This is a genomic window from Mycobacterium sp. 852002-53434_SCH5985345, assembly GCF_001667155.1.
Classification (GTDB): Bacteria; Actinomycetota; Actinomycetes; order Mycobacteriales; family Mycobacteriaceae; genus Mycobacterium.
Map to the genome: position 1 here is coordinate 54,660 of NZ_LZIE01000080.1, position 15,884 is coordinate 70,543.

A 15,884-nucleotide genomic window follows, 5' to 3' on the forward strand; every position below is an offset into this window, starting at 1 on the left:
GCTTGGACATCTTCGCGGAGTGGCAAACCGGCGGCACTGAACTGCGTTGGCGGTCAACGACCGCCGCCAACGATGCGCACGAAGTCGCGGTGTTCAGTCGCCGCTGCGGCACACCCGGCGCCCCCGCCCTGGTCATCGTGCACGGCTTCCCGACGTCGAGCATCGACTTTTTCGCCCTGGCCGCTGAATTGGGTTCCGAGTTCGACATCTACCTGCTGGACTTCCCGGGTTACGGCCTGTCCGACAAGCCGGCCGAGCCGTATGTGTATTCGCTCTACGACGACGCGCGTCTGCTCGTCTACGCGATCACCCAGGTGTGGAATCTGACCGAATACCGCATGCTCACCCACGACCGCGGCAGCAGCGTCGGCATGATTGCACTGGAAATGCTGGCCGCCCTGGATCCGCCGGCCGCGCCCGTCGACCTCATCGTGACGAACGCCAACATCTACCTGCCGCTGTCCAACCTCACCGCATTCCAGACCGCGCTGCTCGACCCCGCGACCGGCCGGCCCACCGCGAAGGCAACGACGCCGCAGTTGCTGGCGGCCGGCCTGGGAGCCAGCACCTTCATGCCGCGGCGGACAACGGACGACCCCGAGATCGCTACGCTGGCGAAGTGCTTCGCCCACAACGACGGAATCCGCGTGCTGCCCGACACCATCCAATACCTGCACGAGCGTGCCGCGGACGAAACAGGTTGGCTCGAGGCACTTTCCAGGAGCCCGGTCAACACCACCGTGGTGTGGGGGCTGCATGACAACGTCGCGCCGCTACGCGTCCCCAATCATGTCTGGCAGACGTATCTGAAGAACAAGCCCGGCCGCAACCGCTACTGGGTGGTGCCCGGCGCCGACCACTACCTGCAATGCGACGCCCCCGGCCAACTTGCCGAGATCGTTCGGCTCACGGCCCAGGGCGGCGACATTCCGCTGCAGACTCTCGGCAACCAGCCCGACGGCGCGGTGCTCGTAGACCAAAGCGCCACCTAGCCCGGCCGAGTGTGCGGCTGGCCGCACGTTCGAGCTCGAGTGTGCGGCTGGCCGCACACTCGAGCCGGAAGCGTCAGCCGGTGACGACGGGCAGGCGCGCCCAGCCCCGTACGCTCGCGGTGTGCGCGCGCTGGGCGTTGGCGTAGTCGACTTCCCAGTCGGGCCAGCGCTTGAGGACCTCTTCGAGGGCCACGCGGCCTTCCATCCGCGCCAGCGCGGAGCCCAGGCAAAAGTGCAGGCCCTGCCCGAAGCTCAGGTGGCCGCCCCCGCGGTGGATGTCGTAGCGGTCCGGATCCGTGAAGTGCCGATCATCGCGGTTGGCAGAACCGTTGAGCAGCAACATGTATGAGCCCTCGGGCACGACGCGACCGTAGAGCTCGGCGTCCTGGGCCACGTAGCGGGCCTGCACCGGCGAGGGTGGCTCGTAGCGCAACGTCTCCTCGACCGCGCCGGGGATCAGGGACGGGTCGGCGACCAGTTCGCGGCGCTGATCCGGGTGATCGGACAGCAGCTGTCCCATGAAGCCGATCAGCCGGGCCGTGGTCTCGTTCCCGGCGCCGGCGATCATGGCGGTGTAGGCCAGCACCTCGGTCCGCGACAAGGGCCGCCGGGTGCCGTCGGCTTCCTCGATCTCGGCCCGCAACAGGTCGGTCATCAGGTCGTCGGACGGGTGATCGGCCCGCCATTCGATGTACTCGGCGAACACCACGATGCTTTCCTCGAACAGCTTCGCGTTCACCGCGGCCGGGTCGCGCTCCTCGGACAACTCGATGTAAGCCCCGCCTCGATCGCGGATCTTCGCCTGATCCTGCTCCGGAATGCCCAACAGGTAACCGATGGTCCGCATCGGCATCATCGCCCCGAGATCGGCGATGAAGTCGAAGCCGCCGGCACCGACCAGCGGATCCAGCTCCCGGACACAGAAGCCGCGCACCAGGCTCTCCACGGCCAGCATGCGCCGCGGCGTGAAGACACGGGACAGCAAGCGGCGGTGCAGGTCGTGCAACGGCGGGTCTTCGAACAGCAGAATGCCCGGTGGCACTTCGATATTGGCGAACAAGATGTCGGCCGTGGTCCCGCGCCCGGATCGGTAGGTCTGCCAGTTCGGCAGTTCACGCGCCACGTCGTCGTAGCGGCTCAGCGCGAAGAAATTGTATTTCTCGTTGTAGTACAGCGGCGCCTCGTCGCGCATGCGCTTCCACACCGGGTACGGGTTGTCGTCGATGTCGGAGTCGAACGGGTCGTAGTACAAGTCGATCGTGCTGGTGCCCGCCATTTTCAGTCCCTTCGCTCAGTCGTTTCGGTGTAGGAAGCCATGCAGGATCGCCTGGGTGAGTTCTTCGACGATGACCTCTCGAGACGGCGGCTTGGCGCCGAAGTAGGTGGAGCGCAACGCGGCCATCCCGGCGATCATTGCCACCGTCGAGTGAGCGGGCAGGTCGGGGTGGTCCGACCGCAGCCCTCGCAGATGCATGCCCTCCGCGCTGATCTCCCCGAGCGCCGTGATCGCCCGCCTGACATCGGCGATGCCGGCGTCGGCCTTCTCCTCGTCGCTGAGTGCCTCCGACGCCATCAGCGTCAGCAGCAGACCCTGGTGTTCGACGAAGACGTCGTAGAGCTGTCCGACGAAGTGCCGGGCCAGCTCCTGCTCGTCGGTCTCCTCGGGAACCACCGATTGCCAGGTCTGGCCAAACTCGGCGACGAAGTCGGTAAACGGCTGGACGAGCGCCTCGCGGAACAGCGCCGCCTTCGAACCGAAGTGCCGGAACAACAGATGCTCGGTAACGCCTGCGGCGTGGGCGATTTCACGCGTGGTCGTGCTGCGGTAGTCCTGGCGGGCGAAGCGGGCCCGGGCGCTATCGAGCAGCAGCTTGCGCGGGGCGCCACGCGGTCGGCGGTTCGCCGGGGCCGGCGCTTCCGCCGCGCCGGGCTTCGTGCTGGGTGGCCGCTGGGGCACAGTTTCGCTCCTCGCCCGATTGTTGACTGACTTTAGGATAGTGTGCACTATCTAATGAGTCGAGCGAAGGGGTGCGACCGTGGGCGCCGTCATCATGCTGGGCACGCTGTTCGGGCTGATCGTCGTGATCTTCGGGCTGGTGCTGCGCTTTGACCCGCAGGCGCGCCGGACCCCGGGGAACGACCAGTGAGCTCCCAGATGACGCCCGTGATGCAGGCGGCGAGTGACTTCGCGCTCGTCGGGGGCATCGGGTTCACCGCCCTCGGCGTGTACCTCAGCGTTCGGCGGCGCCGTCTCCACCCCCTCCTGCTGCTGTGCATATCGGCGATGTCGTTTTCGTGGATCGAGGCCCCCTACGACTGGGCGATGTATGCACAGTTCCCGCCGGCCATCCCGCGCATGCCGTCGTGGTGGCCGCTGAATGTGACCTGGGGTGGACTGCCGTTGTTCGTTCCCGTCGGCTACATCTCCTACTTCGTGCTGCCGGCCGTGACCGGCACCGCGCTCGGGCGATGGTTGAGCGGACGGTTCGGATGGCGCAGGCCCCCAACGTTGTTGGTGGTAGGCCTTATCGTCGGCTTCTGCTGGGCGCTGTTCTTCAACGGATTCCTGGGCGCGAAGCTCGGCGTGTTCTACTACGGCCGGGTGATTCCCGGGCTGGCGATCCGCGAGGGCACCGTGCATCAGTACCCGCTGTACGACTCCCTCGCGATGGCGATCCAGATGATGGTCTTCACCTACCTGCTCGGCCGCACCGACCCGCAGGGACGAAACGTCATCGAGATGTGGGCCGAGAACAGAGCGAAGAGCCGCATGGGTTCGTCGCTGCTGTCCGTCGTCGCCGTGATCGTCGTCGGAAACGTCCTCTATGGTGCGGTTTTCGTGCCGCACCTCGTCACGAAGCTGGGCGGCTGGGTGACCGCGGGGCCGACGGAGCAGTTGTTCCCGGGAGTGCCGAACCAACCCGAGTAGTCACCCCAGAGCCTCGGGTAGCACAACCTCGCCTACTCGCTTGAGATACGACCACGCGACATCCGGCGGCAGCCCGCCGCACAGCGGTGACAGGTTTAGCACCTCTCCGGCGCGGACCCGCGAGATCGCCTCGGGGACAGAAATAATCACGTGCGATGTCCCCGTCGCACGCAGCTCGTCCACGGTGTTGACGTGGCTGAATCCCGCCGTCGTCTCGTCCCCGGGGTTCCACGCGGCGTAGGTGCGCACATCGTGCAGCAAATGCTCGCCGATCTCTTTCCACGCTCGATCCACGTCGTCGGCGACGAAGACGACCGAGGGCGTGTCGCGGTCGGGAAAGAAGGTGGGCCCAGGCTGATGGCCGTGCTCGCGGCAGGCCGTTTCGTAGGCCTCCTGCATGCCCGGTGCGTTGGCGTTGCCCAGCATGCCCAGGCCATACCTGCCGGCCCGGCGGGCCGCCGCCAGCGTTCCGCCGCCCCACATCAGTCCCGGCCCGCCGGGAGTCAGCGGGCGCGGCGTCACGGTGATCCGCCGTCCGTCCTCGATGACGGTTTCACCGGCAAGCAGTCGCCGTAACAGCGCGAGTTTCTCGTCGCAGAGGCGGCCACGCGTCTTGATCGGCACGCCGAAGTGATCGAACTCCTCGGGCCGATAGCCCAGCGCAAGGATGTAGGACGCCCGCCCGTTGCTGATGATGTCGAGGACCGCCATGTCCTCGGCGAGACGCACGGTTTCGTAGAACGGGAGAATCAGGATCAGGCTCAACGCCAGACGCTGCGTCCGCCCGGCCACTGCCGCGGCCAGCAGAAGCGGTGACGGCAGATAGCCGTCCTCCGACCCGTGATGCTCGCACAGCACGGCGGCCAGACCGCCGTGTTCCTCCGCCCAGGCGCACATTTCGGGTGCCGCGGCGTACAGATCGGTTGGGGGCGCGGCCCATTCGGGATCGCGCATGTCGAAGCGCAGTGTGTACACGGCAAACTCCTAGGTGGCCTAATCTTGGTGATGCACGTTACACGCTCAGTCGAAGGCGTAAAGCGGCAGCGTCGTGGGAATGTCCAGCGAGCTCAGCAGGCCCGGGGGCGCGTGATGATCAGCGGCGACCCCGACATCGATTGCACGCTGGCCGCGACGCTCAAGGACCTGCGCAAGGCCGGAGTCGGCGGAATGACTTCCGGGGCCGGCGCGATGGTCGCCACCGCGATGCGCGTCGTCAACGCCGTGCCGTATGTCGTTGCGGCAGAACCGGGATTGCTCAGTTCGGTGGACCTGCCGTTGACGATCCCGCAACACGCGTTTGTCGGCGGGTAGGGCTCGCCGGTTACTCTGCGGGCGTGACGTTTAACCCGCTCGAGGAGCTCACGCTGCAGCAACTGCAGCTCCGCACGAGCATGAAATGGCGCGCGCATCCGGCCGATGTCCTGCCGCTGTGGGTCGCCGAGATGGACGTCATGCTGGCACCCACCGTGGCCGACGCCCTGCGGGCGGCCATCGACAACGGTGACACCGGATATCCGTGCGGCACCGCACTGGCCGAAGCGGTCGGTCAATTCGCGTCGGAGCGTTGGCAGTGGCACGACCTGGAGGTCAGTCGCACCGCGATCGTCCCGGACGTCATGCTCGGCGCCGTCGAGCTGTTACGTCTGGTCACCGACCGCGGCGACGCCGTCATCGTCAACCCGCCGGTGTACGCCCCGTTCTATGCCTTCGTCACGCACGACGGCCGCCACGTCGTGGAAGCGCCGCTCAACGCCGAAGGCCGAGTCGATCTGGACGCGTTGGCGGACGCCTTCGCACGCGCCCAAGGGCGCGGTGGAAACGCCGCGTACCTGTTGTGCAACCCGCACAATCCCACCGGAACGGTGCATACGGCCGACGAACTCGGGGCCATCGCCGAACTCGCCCGCCGGTTCGGCGTCCGGGTGGTGTCGGACGAGATTCACGCGCCCGTCGTCTTGTCGGGCTTGCGGTTCACCCCGTACCTGACGGTGCCCGGCGCGGAGAACGCCTTCGCTCTGACGTCCGCATCCAAGGCCTGGAGCCTGTCCGGACTCAAGGCGGCGCTGGCCATCGCCGGACCGGAGGCGGTCGCGGACCTGCACCGGATGCCGGAAGAGGTCAGCCACGGGCCGAGCCACCTCGGCGTCATCGCCCACGCCGAGGCCTTCCGAACCGGTGGCGACTGGCTCGACGACCTGCTGCGCGGCCTGGATCGAAACCGGTCGCTGCTCGGCGACCTGGTCGCCGAGCACCTGCCGAAGGTGAAATACCAATGGCCGCAAGGGACTTACCTCGGGTGGCTGGATTGCCGGGAGCTGGGCTTCACCGAAGACGCCGCCGATGGGCTTGCGGTAGTGGCCGACATGTCCGGGCCCGCCCAGTGGTTCCTCGACCATGCGCGGGTGGCGCTCAGCTCCGGCCACGTCTTCGGCACCGGCGGCGCGGGGCACGTCCGGCTGAACTTCGCGACCTCGGGGGCCATCCTCTCCGAGGCCGTGTCGCGGATGGGCCGCGCCCTCGCCGATGCGGGCTAGGCCGGAATCTCTTCGGCGCCGCGGCCCAGGTTGCGAAAGCCCTCGGCGGGCCGCTTGAAGCCGAGCACGAACGGCAGCGAATTCAACTCCAGCTTGGCCGTGGCCCCAAGCCGGCGCAGGAAGCTGGAGTCGGGTGCGGGAAGGGAGACCTGCGACGTCGCGAGGTCGAGGTAGTGCGTCGACGTTTCCCCGATGTCGTCGAATATATGGATCAGCGGTTTGCACTGCGAGCGCACCGGTTCGTCGAGACAGGCCGCGACGGGATCGGTCATCAGCACGTATTCGATCACGGGCACCATATTTTTCAGCATGCGATGCACGAGGATGACGTCGAAGCCCGCGAGCTCCGTGTAACGCTTCACCCGTTGCTCGGCCACCTCGCCCTGGTGGACGACGAACTTCAATGAGAGTTTGTCCAATTGCGCGCAACTCGCACACTCGCAGGCGAGATCCTTTTGGAAGCGCTCACGCCGGGCGATGAACGCCTCCCGCATCCGGGACAGCCGGTCGCACACCAGCACTTTGGCGTCGCCGTCGGGCGCCCAGAAGAAGGCGGCGTCACCCTCCAGCTTCGCCAGCTTCAGGCCTCTGCCGGCGTCGATCACCGACTCCAGCAGACCCGCCACCGTCAATTGCGCATGGGCCAGGTGGGTGCGGTTCCACTGCATGTAGTGGGTGTAGCCGCTGATGTCGGCAATGATCAGGACCGCGCGCCGAATCGCCATGAACGAACCAGTTTAATGTCCGCGCGACGACTAGCCCAATGAAATCTCCCACTAGACGAACTCGCGTTGTCGCGAGAGGCTAACTCAAGGCGCCCGCCACCGGAGGAGCTGAATATGCATGTGCTACGAACCCCGGACTCCCGATTCGAAAACCTGGAGGGCTATCCGTTCGTAGCGAACTACATCGACGTGGCAGCGACCGACACCCAACCGCTAAGCATGCACTTCCTCGACGAGGGTCCGGCCGATGGGCCGCCGATCGTGCTGCTGCATGGGGAACCCACCTGGAGCTACCTCTACCGGACGATGATCCAGCCGCTGGCCGACGCCGGAAACCGGGTACTCGCGCCCGACCTGATCGGTTTTGGCCGGTCGGACAAGCCCAGCCGGATGGAGGATTACACCTATCAGCGGCACGTCGAATGGGTGACCGCCTGGTTCGAGCGCCTGAATCTCAAGGACGTGACGCTGTTCGTGCAGGATTGGGGATCGCTGATCGGGCTGCGCATCGCCGCCGAGCAGGGCGACCGCATCGCTCGACTCGTGGTGGCGAACGGTTTCCTGCCCACCGCGGACCGCCCGACGCCACCCGCCTTCCACGTCTGGCGGGCGTTCGCGCGCTACTCCCCCGTGCTGCCCGCCGGCCGCATCGTCTCCGTGGGGACCGTCCGCCGCGTTCCTGCCAGGGTGCGGGCCGGGTACGACGCGCCGTTTCCCGACAAGACGTATCAGGCCGGGGCCCGCGCCTTCCCGCAACTGGTGCCCACCTCCCCGGACGATCCGGCGATCCCCGCCAATAGGGCCGCCTGGAAAGCGCTGGGCCAATGGGACAAGCCCTTCCTCGCCATCTTCGGCGCCCGCGACCCCATCCTCGGCAAGGCGGACCGTCCCTTGATCAATCACATCCCCGGGGCCGCGGGCCAGCCGCACGCCCGCATCCGCGCCAGTCACTTCATCCAAGAAGACTCCGGACCTGAACTGGCCGAACGCATTCTGTCCTGGCAGCAAGCGCTGCGCTGACCGCGCCTGGGCGCCGGACGTCAACGCTCCCCTGTCGATCAGTGGTCTGGGATGCCCGCCCCGGCCAGAGCCGGAACTGCGTCCTCATCGCGTAGCAGCGACGCGGCACCGGTCTTGAACTGGGTGAGTTTGTCGATGATCGTCTGCCCCTCTGGAGTGTGGCCCCAGATGCTGATGCCCTGGTGGGTGGTGGGCTCCCAGGTGGCCTCGTCGACGACGATCGGATTCCAGCCGACTTCCCATTCGAACCCCGACGGCGTGACGGCGTAGAAGGACAGCTCCTTGTCGTTGGTGTGCTGGCCCACCCCGAGCGCCATCCGGAAACCCAGTTGCTTGACGCGCTGGTAGGCGGCGGCCATGTCGTCGAGTTCTGCGACCTGGACATTGACGTGCTGGACCCGGGTGCGGATCGGGTTCAGCCTCAGCCGGTTGACCGAAGCGATCGCCACCGTGTGATGCCGCTCGTTGAACCGCAGGAAGCGGATCTTGAATCGGAGGCCGCTGATCGTCTCGTCGATGTAGTCGGACAACCGCGCGTCCAAAACCGTGTCGTAGTAGCCACGCAGCTGATGAGGCTTTGTGGTGGCGACGGCAACGTGCCCCAAACCCGCTGCGCCCGTGACGAACCCGCCCGAAGCCACCATGCGCAACGGCGCGATGCCGGGACGTGCGCGGGTGAAGACCTCCTGGGTCAGGCCGTTCGGTCCGGGGAACCGGACGAGCCGCTCCACGCCGCGCAGCGCCGCCTCCTCGTCGGTGCCCTCGGCCACGGGCACACCATGCTGGGTCACGCGCGCGAGGACGGTGTCGAAGGCGTCGTGGTCGTCGAGCTGCCAGCCGACCGCGGCGACGTCTTCGGCGGGGCCGCGTTGCAGCAAGAACCGGCACTCGTTGTCGTCGAGGCGGAACCGCATGGCGTCGGTTGTCCCGTCGTCGCAGTGCATGCCGATGGCCTCGCGGCCGAATCGCCGCCAGTCGCCGAACTTTTGCGTCTCGATCACCACGTAACCGAGGTGGACCCGGCCGAAAACCGACGGGCTCATCGCTCGTTCTCCAAGAAATCGACGACCAGACGGTTGAACAGTTCGGCGCGTTCCCATTGCATCCAGTGCCCGGTGTGTGAGGTCATCACCAGATCCGCGTCCGGCAGCGCGTTGAGCAGCAGGGGGCCGCCCGATGGCCGGTTCACCTTGTCGTCGCGGCCCCACAGGACGAGCGTCGGTGCCATCAGGGTCCGCAGCCGGCTGTCTCGGGTGAGGTCCATCCGCCACAGGGTGCGCAGCGCCGTGGGGCCGGAGGGGCGGCGCAGCGGCGGATCCGCGACCACCTCCGGGTCGATCGACGCGCGATAGCGCAGGTCGATCAGGTCCTCGGGCACCGAGGCACCGTCGTAGACCAGATAGGTTCGGATGAACTGCGCAAGCTTGTCGCGGCTCGGGCCGTCGCCGCCGTAGTAGGAGAGCAGGCTCCGCAATCCGGGCGTGGGCAGGCCCCTCGTCGTGCCAATCCCGCCCGGACCCATCAGCACCAGCTTGCCGACGCGGTGCGGGGTGTCCAGGGCCAGCCGTAGGGCGGCCGCGCCGCCATACGAGTTGCCGACGAGATGGGCGGTATCGATGCCGAGTTCGTCGAGGAGGCCGCGCATCATGTCGGCCAGGTAACCGAACGGATCGTCTTGGTCGACGCCCTTGACCGACCTGCCGTAGCCGGGCATGTCGGGAACGATGAGCCGGAAATGCGTTGCGAGAGCGTCGATATTGCGCGAATAGTTCGACACTCCCGACGCACCGGGGCCACCACCGTGCAGCAGGACAACGGCCGGTCCGTTCCCCGTCTCGGAGACGAAGATCGGTTTCCCGGCGACGCTTACGGTCCGCTCGTTCAACTGTGTGGTGATCATGCGGTGACTCCGATCGGGGTGGCCGGCAGGGGTGGCGTCAGGTCGATGAAGTACTTCGGCGGCGCCGGCAGCGAACGGCCCTCGCCGACGGCGGCGAACACGAATCCGTCGGGGCGCAGCACCACCGCCGCCGCCTTCTTGCTCCGAAGCCACCGGGTCAGCGTGCCGTCGTCGTCGCGAATCGCACCGGCCTGCGGCGCGCCGGCCTGGATGGCCACGGCACGAGCGCCCAGCCGCGCCCACCGATCGGTGCCCGGTGGCGCCGCACCGAGGTGCAGGACGGCCCAGCCCCCGCCGATGACGTCGTCCGCCCGCAACCTCTTACCGGTGGCGTCGGTTACCCAGGGTTGCGGCAGCTGCCAACCGACCGCTGCGTGCGCCTCGGATGTGAAACATCCGTCGGGGTAGTGCGCGGGCGGAATCCAAATCAGGCTCTGCCCCGCCTTGAGCACGCCGGGCAGCCGCGTCAGCGCGCGTAGCAAGTGATTTCTCAGGAATGCCAACGACTTTCGACGCTCGGTGATGAGGCGTCCGTTGCGCACCGCGCGACGGGTGACCTCGGTGACGTGGGGTTTGCGCTCGACCTGGTAGCTGTCGAGCAGTGCATCCGGTGCCCGGCCGCGCGACACTGCCGCGAGCTTCCAGCACAGGTTGGCCACGTCGCGCACCCCGGCCGACATCCCCTGGCCGATCCAGGGCGGCATGGCGTGTGCCGCGTCACCGGCCAGGAAGACCCGCCCGACGCGCCAGCGATCCGCGACGCGCACGTGGTGGCTGTAGATGACGGCGCGCAGGATCTTCACCTGCTCGTCGGTGACGCCCTGCTCACGCAGGACCTCCCACACCGCCTCGTGGGTGACGAGTCGCTTCTCGTCCTCTCCGGCCCGGGCCGGGTACTCCCAGCGGTGATGCCCCAGCGGAGTCGGGCAGTCCACCGTCGGACGGGTGGGGTTGCAGTGAAAGCGTAATCGGTCGTGACCCTCCCACTCGCGGATCACCTTGGTATCGATGACAACCCAGCGTTCGGCGTACGTGCGTCCCTCGTATCCGACTCCGAGCTGAGCGCGGGTCGGCGACGCGCCGCCGTCGGCGGCGATCACGTAGGAGGCTTTCACGCGTTTGAAGGTGTCGGTGCGCAGGTCGGCGAGCATCAGTTCGACCGCCGAGTCGCCATTGACCAAGCGCAGGCATTCGTGTTCGAGCAACACCTCGACGTTGGGGTACCTGGCCACACCCTCTCGGAGCACGTGGTCGACCGCGGGCTGGTACAGGAACTGCTGCGGTGGATGCCCGCAGCCCCGCGACGTCATGGTGGTTTCGACGAACGGCGCCCCGTCGGCGTCGACCCACGCCAACGGCCGGTCGGGCAGCATGTCCCGCTGCAACCGGTCGGCCAAACCGAGGGACTGCCAGATCCGCATCACCTCTTCATCGGTCGAAATGGACCGCGCGCGCCCGTACACGTCGGGATCGCGCTCGATGACGACGACGTTAAGTCCCATGCGGCCAAGGAGATTCGCGGCGGTGGCGCCCGTGGGCCCATAGCCGATCACCGCCACGTCATAGGTCGGGTGCTCGTTCATTGCCCTCTCGCCTTCGTGTCGGGCTTGTTCTGTAGTGATCGCTACGTTAATGTAATGATCACTACAGAGTCAAGGGCCTCCAGCGAGGAGATTCAGTGGCCGCTAACGACAAGCCGCAAAAGTCGAACAGGCGCCGCCGCGTCGACGGCGAAGCGTCCAGAAGCCGCATCCTGGACGCGGCCACCGAGATCGCCAGCGAGCGCGGCTACGAGGGCACCAGCATCGGCCTGGTCAGCGCCAAGTGCGGCCTGCCGGCCAGTTCCATCTACTGGCACTTCAAAGACAAAGATGATTTGATCGCGGCGGTCATCGAACACAGCTTCGCGCAATGGCTTTCGGCCTGGCAGATGCCCGCCGAAGGGACCGCGCGGGAGCGGCTCGTCTCGATGGTTATGCAGATCGCCAAGGCGCTGCTCGACTCCCCCGACTTCCTGCGCCTCGGTCTGATGCTCGCGCTGGAGCGCCGGCCGGTCGAGCCGCGGGCGCGTGCCATGTTCCTCGCCGTGCGCGCCCAGGCGTTCAAGACGCTCACGCTAGCCATCCGCGATGTCGTCCCGGGGCTGACCGACGCCCAGGTCCACCAGTTGGCCACCTACGCCCTCGCCGGTGGCGATGGCCTGTTCGTCGCCAAGGAGCTCGGCGGTGACTCGGTCGACCTGCTGACGCTGTTTGAGCTGCACGCGAACACCCTCTACGACACCGCGCTGCGCATGGGCGCCGAGAACGCAAAATGAGCCCCGCACAACAGTGGCCGGTGGCCATCATCGGTTCGGGCAACATCGGCACCGACCTGATGCTCAAGATCGTGGGCGGCGACGGTCCGCTCACCGTGGGCGCCATGGTGGGCGTCGACCGTGACTCGGACGGGCTGGCCCGGGCGCGGCGTATGGACGTGCCCGTCACCGCCGACGGGGTCGACGGGTTGCTGAGCATGCCGGACCTTGCCCGCATCAAGCTCGCCTTCGACGCCACTTCCGCCAACGCGCACCGCGCCAACTGGGCGGCCTTGCGAGACAGCGGGATACGAATGCTCGACCTCACGCCCGCGTCGGTCGGCCCGATGTGCGTGCCCGTGGTCAACCTCGACGACCACCTCGACGCACCCAACCTCAACATGGTGACCTGCGGCGGGCAGGCAACGGTGCCGATCGTTGCCGCCGTCGCCAAGACGGGAATCGTCTCCTACGCCGAGATCGTCTCGTCGATCTCGGCGAAGTCCGCCGGCCCGGGCACCCGGGCCAACATTGACGAATTCATCGAAACCACCTCAACCGCAGTGCAAGTTGTGGGCGGCGCGCAGCGCGGCAAGGCCGTCATCATCGTCAACCCCGCCGACCCCCCGGTGCTTATGCGCAACACCGTGTATTGCCTCGTCGACGGGGATGTCGACCACCGCTCGATCGAGAACGAAATCCTCGACGTGGTCGGCCAGGTCGCCGCGTACGTGCCCGGCTATCGGCTGAAGCAAGACGTGCAATTCGAGGTCTTCGGCCACGACGATCCGCTCTACATTCCTGAAACCGGCAAGTTCACGGGTACCCGCGTCACGGTGATGCTCGAGGTGGCCGGCGCAGGCGACTATCTGCCCGCCTACGCCGGGAATCTCGACATCATGACCTCTGCCGCCAAGGCCACCGCAGAGCGCTTGGCCCTGCATGCCATGCACCGCGCCGAAAGTGTCAGGGCCACAACGTGACCCAACACATCTATGTCAGCGACGTGACCCTGCGCGACGGTATGCACGCGGTGCGCCACCAGTACAGCGTCGAACAGGCCACCAACATCGCGCGGGCACTCGACGAAGCGGGGGTCGACTCGATAGAAGTCGCTCACGGTGACGGGTTGTCGGGTTCGAGCTGCGTGTACGGGTTCGGGGCGCACACGGACGCCGAATGGATCGAGGCCGTCGCCGCCGTCGTCGACCACGCGAAGATCGCGACGCTCCTTCTGCCGGGAGTGGGAACTCTGCGCGACCTCAGGCAGGCGCACCGCGCGGGCGCAACGGTCGTGCGCGTCGGCACCCACTGCACCGAGGCCGACATCGCCGCGCCTTACCTGTCCGCCGCCCGCGGCTTGGGCATGGACGCCGTCGGCTTCCTGATGATGAGCCACATGACCAGTCCCGCCGGTCTGGCCGCCCAAGCCAAGCTGATGGAGGGGTACGGAGCCACCTGCGTCTACGTCGTCGACTCGGGCGGTGCGATGACGATGCGCGATGTCGGCGACCGGGTCCACGCTCTGCGCCAAACCCTTTTAACCACAACGGAAATCGGCATCCACGCCCACCACAACCTGTCGCTGGGCGTCGCCAACTCGATCACCGCCGTCGAGCACGGCGCCTACCGAGTCGATGCCTCCCTGGCGGGCATGGGAGCGGGTGCCGGAAACGCGCCGCTCGAGGTGTTCATCGCCGCGGCCTCCCGCCTTGGCTGGCACCATGGCTGCGATCTCCATCGGTTGCAGGACGCGGCCGACGACGTCGTCCGGCCCCTGCAAGACCGGCCCGTACGGGTCGACCGCGAAACCCTGACTCTCGGCTACGCGGGCGTGTATTCCAGCTTTCTACGGCACGCGGAGGCGGCCGCTGCCCGGTTCAGCATCGACGCCCGCACCCTGCTCGAAGAGGCGGGCCGGCGCGGGATGGTGGGCGGCCAGGAGGACATGCTCGTCGACATCGCCCTCGACCTCACCGGTGCTCACTGAACGCAAGATCCCTGCTTTCGCGCGGTGAGGAGCCTCAGCGCGTAACGGCCAGCACGGCTTCGGCCAGCTCGGGCCGGCAGACCACCAGATCCGGCAACTTCGGGTCTGACCGGTTGTAGGCCAGGGCGGACCCGTCGATGCGCGAGGTATGCAGACCGGCGGCGCGGGCCACCGCCACCGGGGCGGCCGAGTCCCATTCGAATTGACCGCCGGCATGCACGTACACGTCGGACAGCCCCTGGACGAGTGAAGCCACCTTGGCCCCGGCGGAACCCATTTCCACCAGCACCCCGTCCAGTGCGTCACGCACGGCGAGGGCGATCGCGGGCGGCCGGGTGCGCGACACCACGATGCGCGGCTTGCCCGGCGCCGCGGGAGGCGAATCGACCTCGGGAGTGGCCAGGGTGATGCCCTGCGCCGGGAGTGCCACCGCACCGGCAACCAGCTCGCCGGCCTCCCACAGCGCGACGTGCACGGCCCAGTCGTCGCGTCCGAGCTCGGAGAATTCCCGGGTGCCGTCCAGCGGATCCACGATCCACACTCGCTGGGAGCGCAGTCGGACCGGATTGTCGATGCCCTCCTCGGACAGCACCGCGTCGTCGGGCCTTTCGTTGGCGAGGGCGGCCATCAGAAAGTCGTGGGATCGCTTGTCTCCCGCGGCTTTCCGCTCGCTCGGTTCGGCGTCGGCGAACTCTTCGCGGACCGTGAGCAACAGCCGCCCGGCCTCGGTGGCCAGCCGTGCGGCCAGTTCGTGGTCGTCCGTCAGTTGCAGGGCCATCACAATCCTTAACTTGGTAGCGTTGACCAACTTTACCCTGCGAGGACGACGCTGACGGGCCCCACCCCGGGTGGGAAGTTCCGGCCGTAATCTGGTGAATGTGAGCGGGGGCAACGTTCCTTTATTGAGCAGGTTGCGACGCATTCCACGGGGGCGTCTGATCGTGGTCGGCATCGTCTCGGTGGTTGCGCTGGGGGGCGTCCTCGCCTTCGTGGGGGCGAAGCTGGCCGAGGGCAACCACGACGCCGGGCCACCAACGGCCCAGCCGCCGCCACCGCAGAGTTTCGCCATCCCGGGCTGCTACAACCTGTCCGCCCCGCCGCTCGAGCGCCCCAAGCGGCTCAACGTGCTGGGCTGCGCCAGCGTAGCCGTTGCGCTGCAAGACATGTCGTGGAGCTCGTGGGGGCCGCAGGGCGCCGACGGCACAGGCAAGGCCGTCTTCAAGGTCTGCGACCCGAATTGCGCAGCGGGGTATCAGCTCACCGAGCCGGTCGTCGTGCACGCGTGGAATCCGCAACCGCCGCGGCGCGAGGCCATCTGCCAGGTCGGCTTGAACATCTTCGCCGACATGATCCTGTCCTTCCCCAAAGGCGTCCCGCCACCGAACGTGCAGAAGATCAACGCCCAGTACAACGGGCAGCCGGCGGTGCACTTCGCCAACTACTCGAGCGGCGACACGCGCGGCACCCAGTTCATCGGCTACACGTACTGCAACTAGCC

The 15,884-nt window shown here is 67.3% G+C and carries 16 protein-coding genes and 1 pseudogene; 9 read left to right on the top strand and 8 right to left on the bottom strand.

Going from position 1 to position 15,884, the window contains the following annotated elements:
- Positions 1-2 precede the first annotated feature (2 nt).
- Positions 3-992, top strand: a complete 990-nt coding sequence (locus A5756_RS20805; protein WP_066956884.1) for an alpha/beta fold hydrolase — start codon at positions 3-5, stop codon at positions 990-992.
- A gap of 73 nt (positions 993-1,065) precedes the next feature.
- Here A5756_RS20805 and A5756_RS20810 read toward each other — a convergent pair whose 3' ends face one another.
- Both A5756_RS20810 and A5756_RS20815 read right to left on the bottom strand, forming a co-directional pair.
- Positions 1,066-2,268 carry a cytochrome P450 gene (locus tag A5756_RS20810; RefSeq protein WP_066956887.1) on the bottom strand — a complete coding sequence of 401 codons (1,203 nt, stop codon included), beginning with the start codon at positions 2,266-2,268 and terminating at the stop codon, positions 1,066-1,068.
- A 15-nt stretch (positions 2,269-2,283) separates the two neighbouring features.
- Complete coding sequence (locus tag A5756_RS20815) at positions 2,284-2,949, bottom strand: TetR/AcrR family transcriptional regulator (protein WP_066956890.1); 666 nt, start codon at positions 2,947-2,949, stop codon at positions 2,284-2,286.
- Between the two features lie 186 nt (positions 2,950-3,135).
- Between A5756_RS20815 and A5756_RS20820 the strand changes: the two genes are divergently transcribed.
- Complete coding sequence (locus A5756_RS20820) at positions 3,136-3,921, top strand: spirocyclase AveC family protein (RefSeq protein ID WP_066956893.1); 786 nt, start codon at positions 3,136-3,138, stop codon at positions 3,919-3,921.
- On the opposite strand, the gene A5756_RS20825 is transcribed toward A5756_RS20820, so the two are convergent.
- Positions 3,922-4,896, bottom strand: a complete 975-nt coding sequence (locus tag A5756_RS20825) for an LLM class flavin-dependent oxidoreductase (RefSeq protein ID WP_066956896.1) — start codon at positions 4,894-4,896, stop codon at positions 3,922-3,924.
- Positions 4,897-5,004: 108 nt separating this feature from the next.
- On the opposite strand from A5756_RS20825, the pseudogene A5756_RS20830 reads away from it, so the two are divergent.
- Positions 5,005-5,232 (top strand): annotated as a pseudogene (locus A5756_RS20830) (dihydrodipicolinate reductase); the annotation flags it as partial.
- A gap of 80 nt (positions 5,233-5,312) precedes the next feature.
- Positions 5,313-6,455, top strand: a complete 1,143-nt coding sequence (locus A5756_RS20835) for a MalY/PatB family protein (protein ID WP_369828715.1) — start codon at positions 5,313-5,315, stop codon at positions 6,453-6,455.
- Here the strand turns inward: A5756_RS20835 and A5756_RS20840 are convergent.
- Entirely contained in the window at positions 6,452-7,180 is a 729-nt protein-coding gene (locus A5756_RS20840) for a DUF2652 domain-containing protein (protein WP_066956905.1), read from the bottom strand. The two genes, A5756_RS20835 and A5756_RS20840, sit on opposite strands and share 4 nt — an antisense overlap.
- Before the next feature lie 114 nt (positions 7,181-7,294).
- On the opposite strand from A5756_RS20840, the gene A5756_RS20845 reads away from it, so the two are divergent.
- Entirely contained in the window at positions 7,295-8,200 is a 906-nt protein-coding gene (locus A5756_RS20845) for a haloalkane dehalogenase (protein WP_066956908.1), read from the top strand.
- A gap of 38 nt (positions 8,201-8,238) precedes the next feature.
- Here the strand turns inward: A5756_RS20845 and A5756_RS20850 are convergent, their stop codons facing one another.
- Genes A5756_RS20850 through A5756_RS20860 form a run of 3 tightly spaced genes read right to left on the bottom strand, consistent with a single transcriptional unit; the run spans position 8,239 to position 11,683 of the window.
- Complete coding sequence (locus A5756_RS20850) at positions 8,239-9,243, bottom strand: VOC family protein (RefSeq protein ID WP_066956911.1); 1,005 nt, start codon at positions 9,241-9,243, stop codon at positions 8,239-8,241.
- A complete protein-coding gene (locus A5756_RS20855) occupies positions 9,240-10,100 on the bottom strand; it encodes an alpha/beta fold hydrolase (protein WP_066956914.1) in 861 nt (286 codons plus the stop codon). Before A5756_RS20855 ends, A5756_RS20850 begins: the two co-directional genes overlap by 4 nt.
- The gene (locus A5756_RS20860; RefSeq protein ID WP_066956917.1) at positions 10,097-11,683 is read right to left on the bottom strand and encodes a bifunctional 3-(3-hydroxy-phenyl)propionate/3-hydroxycinnamic acid hydroxylase; all 1,587 of its coding nucleotides are present in this window, start codon (positions 11,681-11,683) and stop codon (positions 10,097-10,099) included. Before A5756_RS20860 ends, A5756_RS20855 begins: the two co-directional genes overlap by 4 nt.
- A 95-nt stretch (positions 11,684-11,778) precedes the next feature.
- Here A5756_RS20860 and A5756_RS20865 point away from each other — a divergent pair, with 95 nt between their 5' ends.
- From A5756_RS20865 to dmpG, 3 genes are read left to right on the top strand one after another with little or no spacing between them, the layout of a single operon-like run.
- Positions 11,779-12,417 (top strand): TetR/AcrR family transcriptional regulator, encoded by a 639-nt coding sequence (locus A5756_RS20865; protein WP_066956920.1) that lies wholly within the window; start codon positions 11,779-11,781, stop codon positions 12,415-12,417.
- Complete coding sequence (locus tag A5756_RS20870; RefSeq protein ID WP_197505433.1) at positions 12,414-13,379, top strand: acetaldehyde dehydrogenase (acetylating); 966 nt, start codon at positions 12,414-12,416, stop codon at positions 13,377-13,379. The genes A5756_RS20865 and A5756_RS20870 overlap by 4 nt, the downstream gene beginning before the upstream one ends.
- The gene (dmpG, locus tag A5756_RS20875) at positions 13,376-14,386 is read left to right on the top strand and encodes a 4-hydroxy-2-oxovalerate aldolase (RefSeq protein ID WP_066956923.1); all 1,011 of its coding nucleotides are present in this window, start codon (positions 13,376-13,378) and stop codon (positions 14,384-14,386) included. The genes A5756_RS20870 and dmpG overlap by 4 nt, the downstream gene beginning before the upstream one ends.
- A gap of 34 nt (positions 14,387-14,420) precedes the next feature.
- On the opposite strand, the gene A5756_RS20880 is transcribed toward dmpG, so the two are convergent.
- Positions 14,421-15,164: a 3'(2'),5'-bisphosphate nucleotidase CysQ gene (locus A5756_RS20880; RefSeq protein ID WP_066956926.1), complete on the bottom strand. Its 744-nt coding sequence runs from the start codon at positions 15,162-15,164 to the stop codon at positions 14,421-14,423.
- A gap of 163 nt (positions 15,165-15,327) precedes the next feature.
- Between A5756_RS20880 and A5756_RS20885 the strand changes: the two genes are divergently transcribed.
- Positions 15,328-15,882: a hypothetical protein gene (locus tag A5756_RS20885; protein WP_197505809.1), complete on the top strand. Its 555-nt coding sequence runs from the start codon at positions 15,328-15,330 to the stop codon at positions 15,880-15,882.
- Positions 15,883-15,884: the final 2 nt, after the last annotated feature.

What these genes read in the sequence shown, in the direction of transcription:
- A5756_RS20835 (WP_369828715.1), top strand. Translation starts at nt 5,313, where the DNA reads ATGAAATGGCGCGCGCATCCGGCCGATGTCCTGCCGCTGTGGGTCGCC.
- A5756_RS20850 (WP_066956911.1), bottom strand. Translation starts at nt 9,243, where the DNA reads ATGAGCCCGTCGGTTTTCGGCCGGGTCCACCTCGGTTACGTGGTGATC.
- A5756_RS20845 (WP_066956908.1), top strand. Translation starts at nt 7,295, where the DNA reads ATGCATGTGCTACGAACCCCGGACTCCCGATTCGAAAACCTGGAGGGC.
- A5756_RS20855 (WP_066956914.1), bottom strand. Translation starts at nt 10,100, where the DNA reads ATGATCACCACACAGTTGAACGAGCGGACCGTAAGCGTCGCCGGGAAA.
- A5756_RS20810 (WP_066956887.1), bottom strand. Translation starts at nt 2,268, where the DNA reads ATGGCGGGCACCAGCACGATCGACTTGTACTACGACCCGTTCGACTCC.
- A5756_RS20860 (WP_066956917.1), bottom strand. Translation starts at nt 11,683, where the DNA reads ATGAACGAGCACCCGACCTATGACGTGGCGGTGATCGGCTATGGGCCC.
- A5756_RS20840 (WP_066956905.1), bottom strand. Translation starts at nt 7,180, where the DNA reads ATGGCGATTCGGCGCGCGGTCCTGATCATTGCCGACATCAGCGGCTAC.
- A5756_RS20880 (WP_066956926.1), bottom strand. Translation starts at nt 15,164, where the DNA reads ATGGCCCTGCAACTGACGGACGACCACGAACTGGCCGCACGGCTGGCC.
- A5756_RS20870 (WP_197505433.1), top strand. Translation starts at nt 12,414, where the DNA reads ATGAGCCCCGCACAACAGTGGCCGGTGGCCATCATCGGTTCGGGCAAC.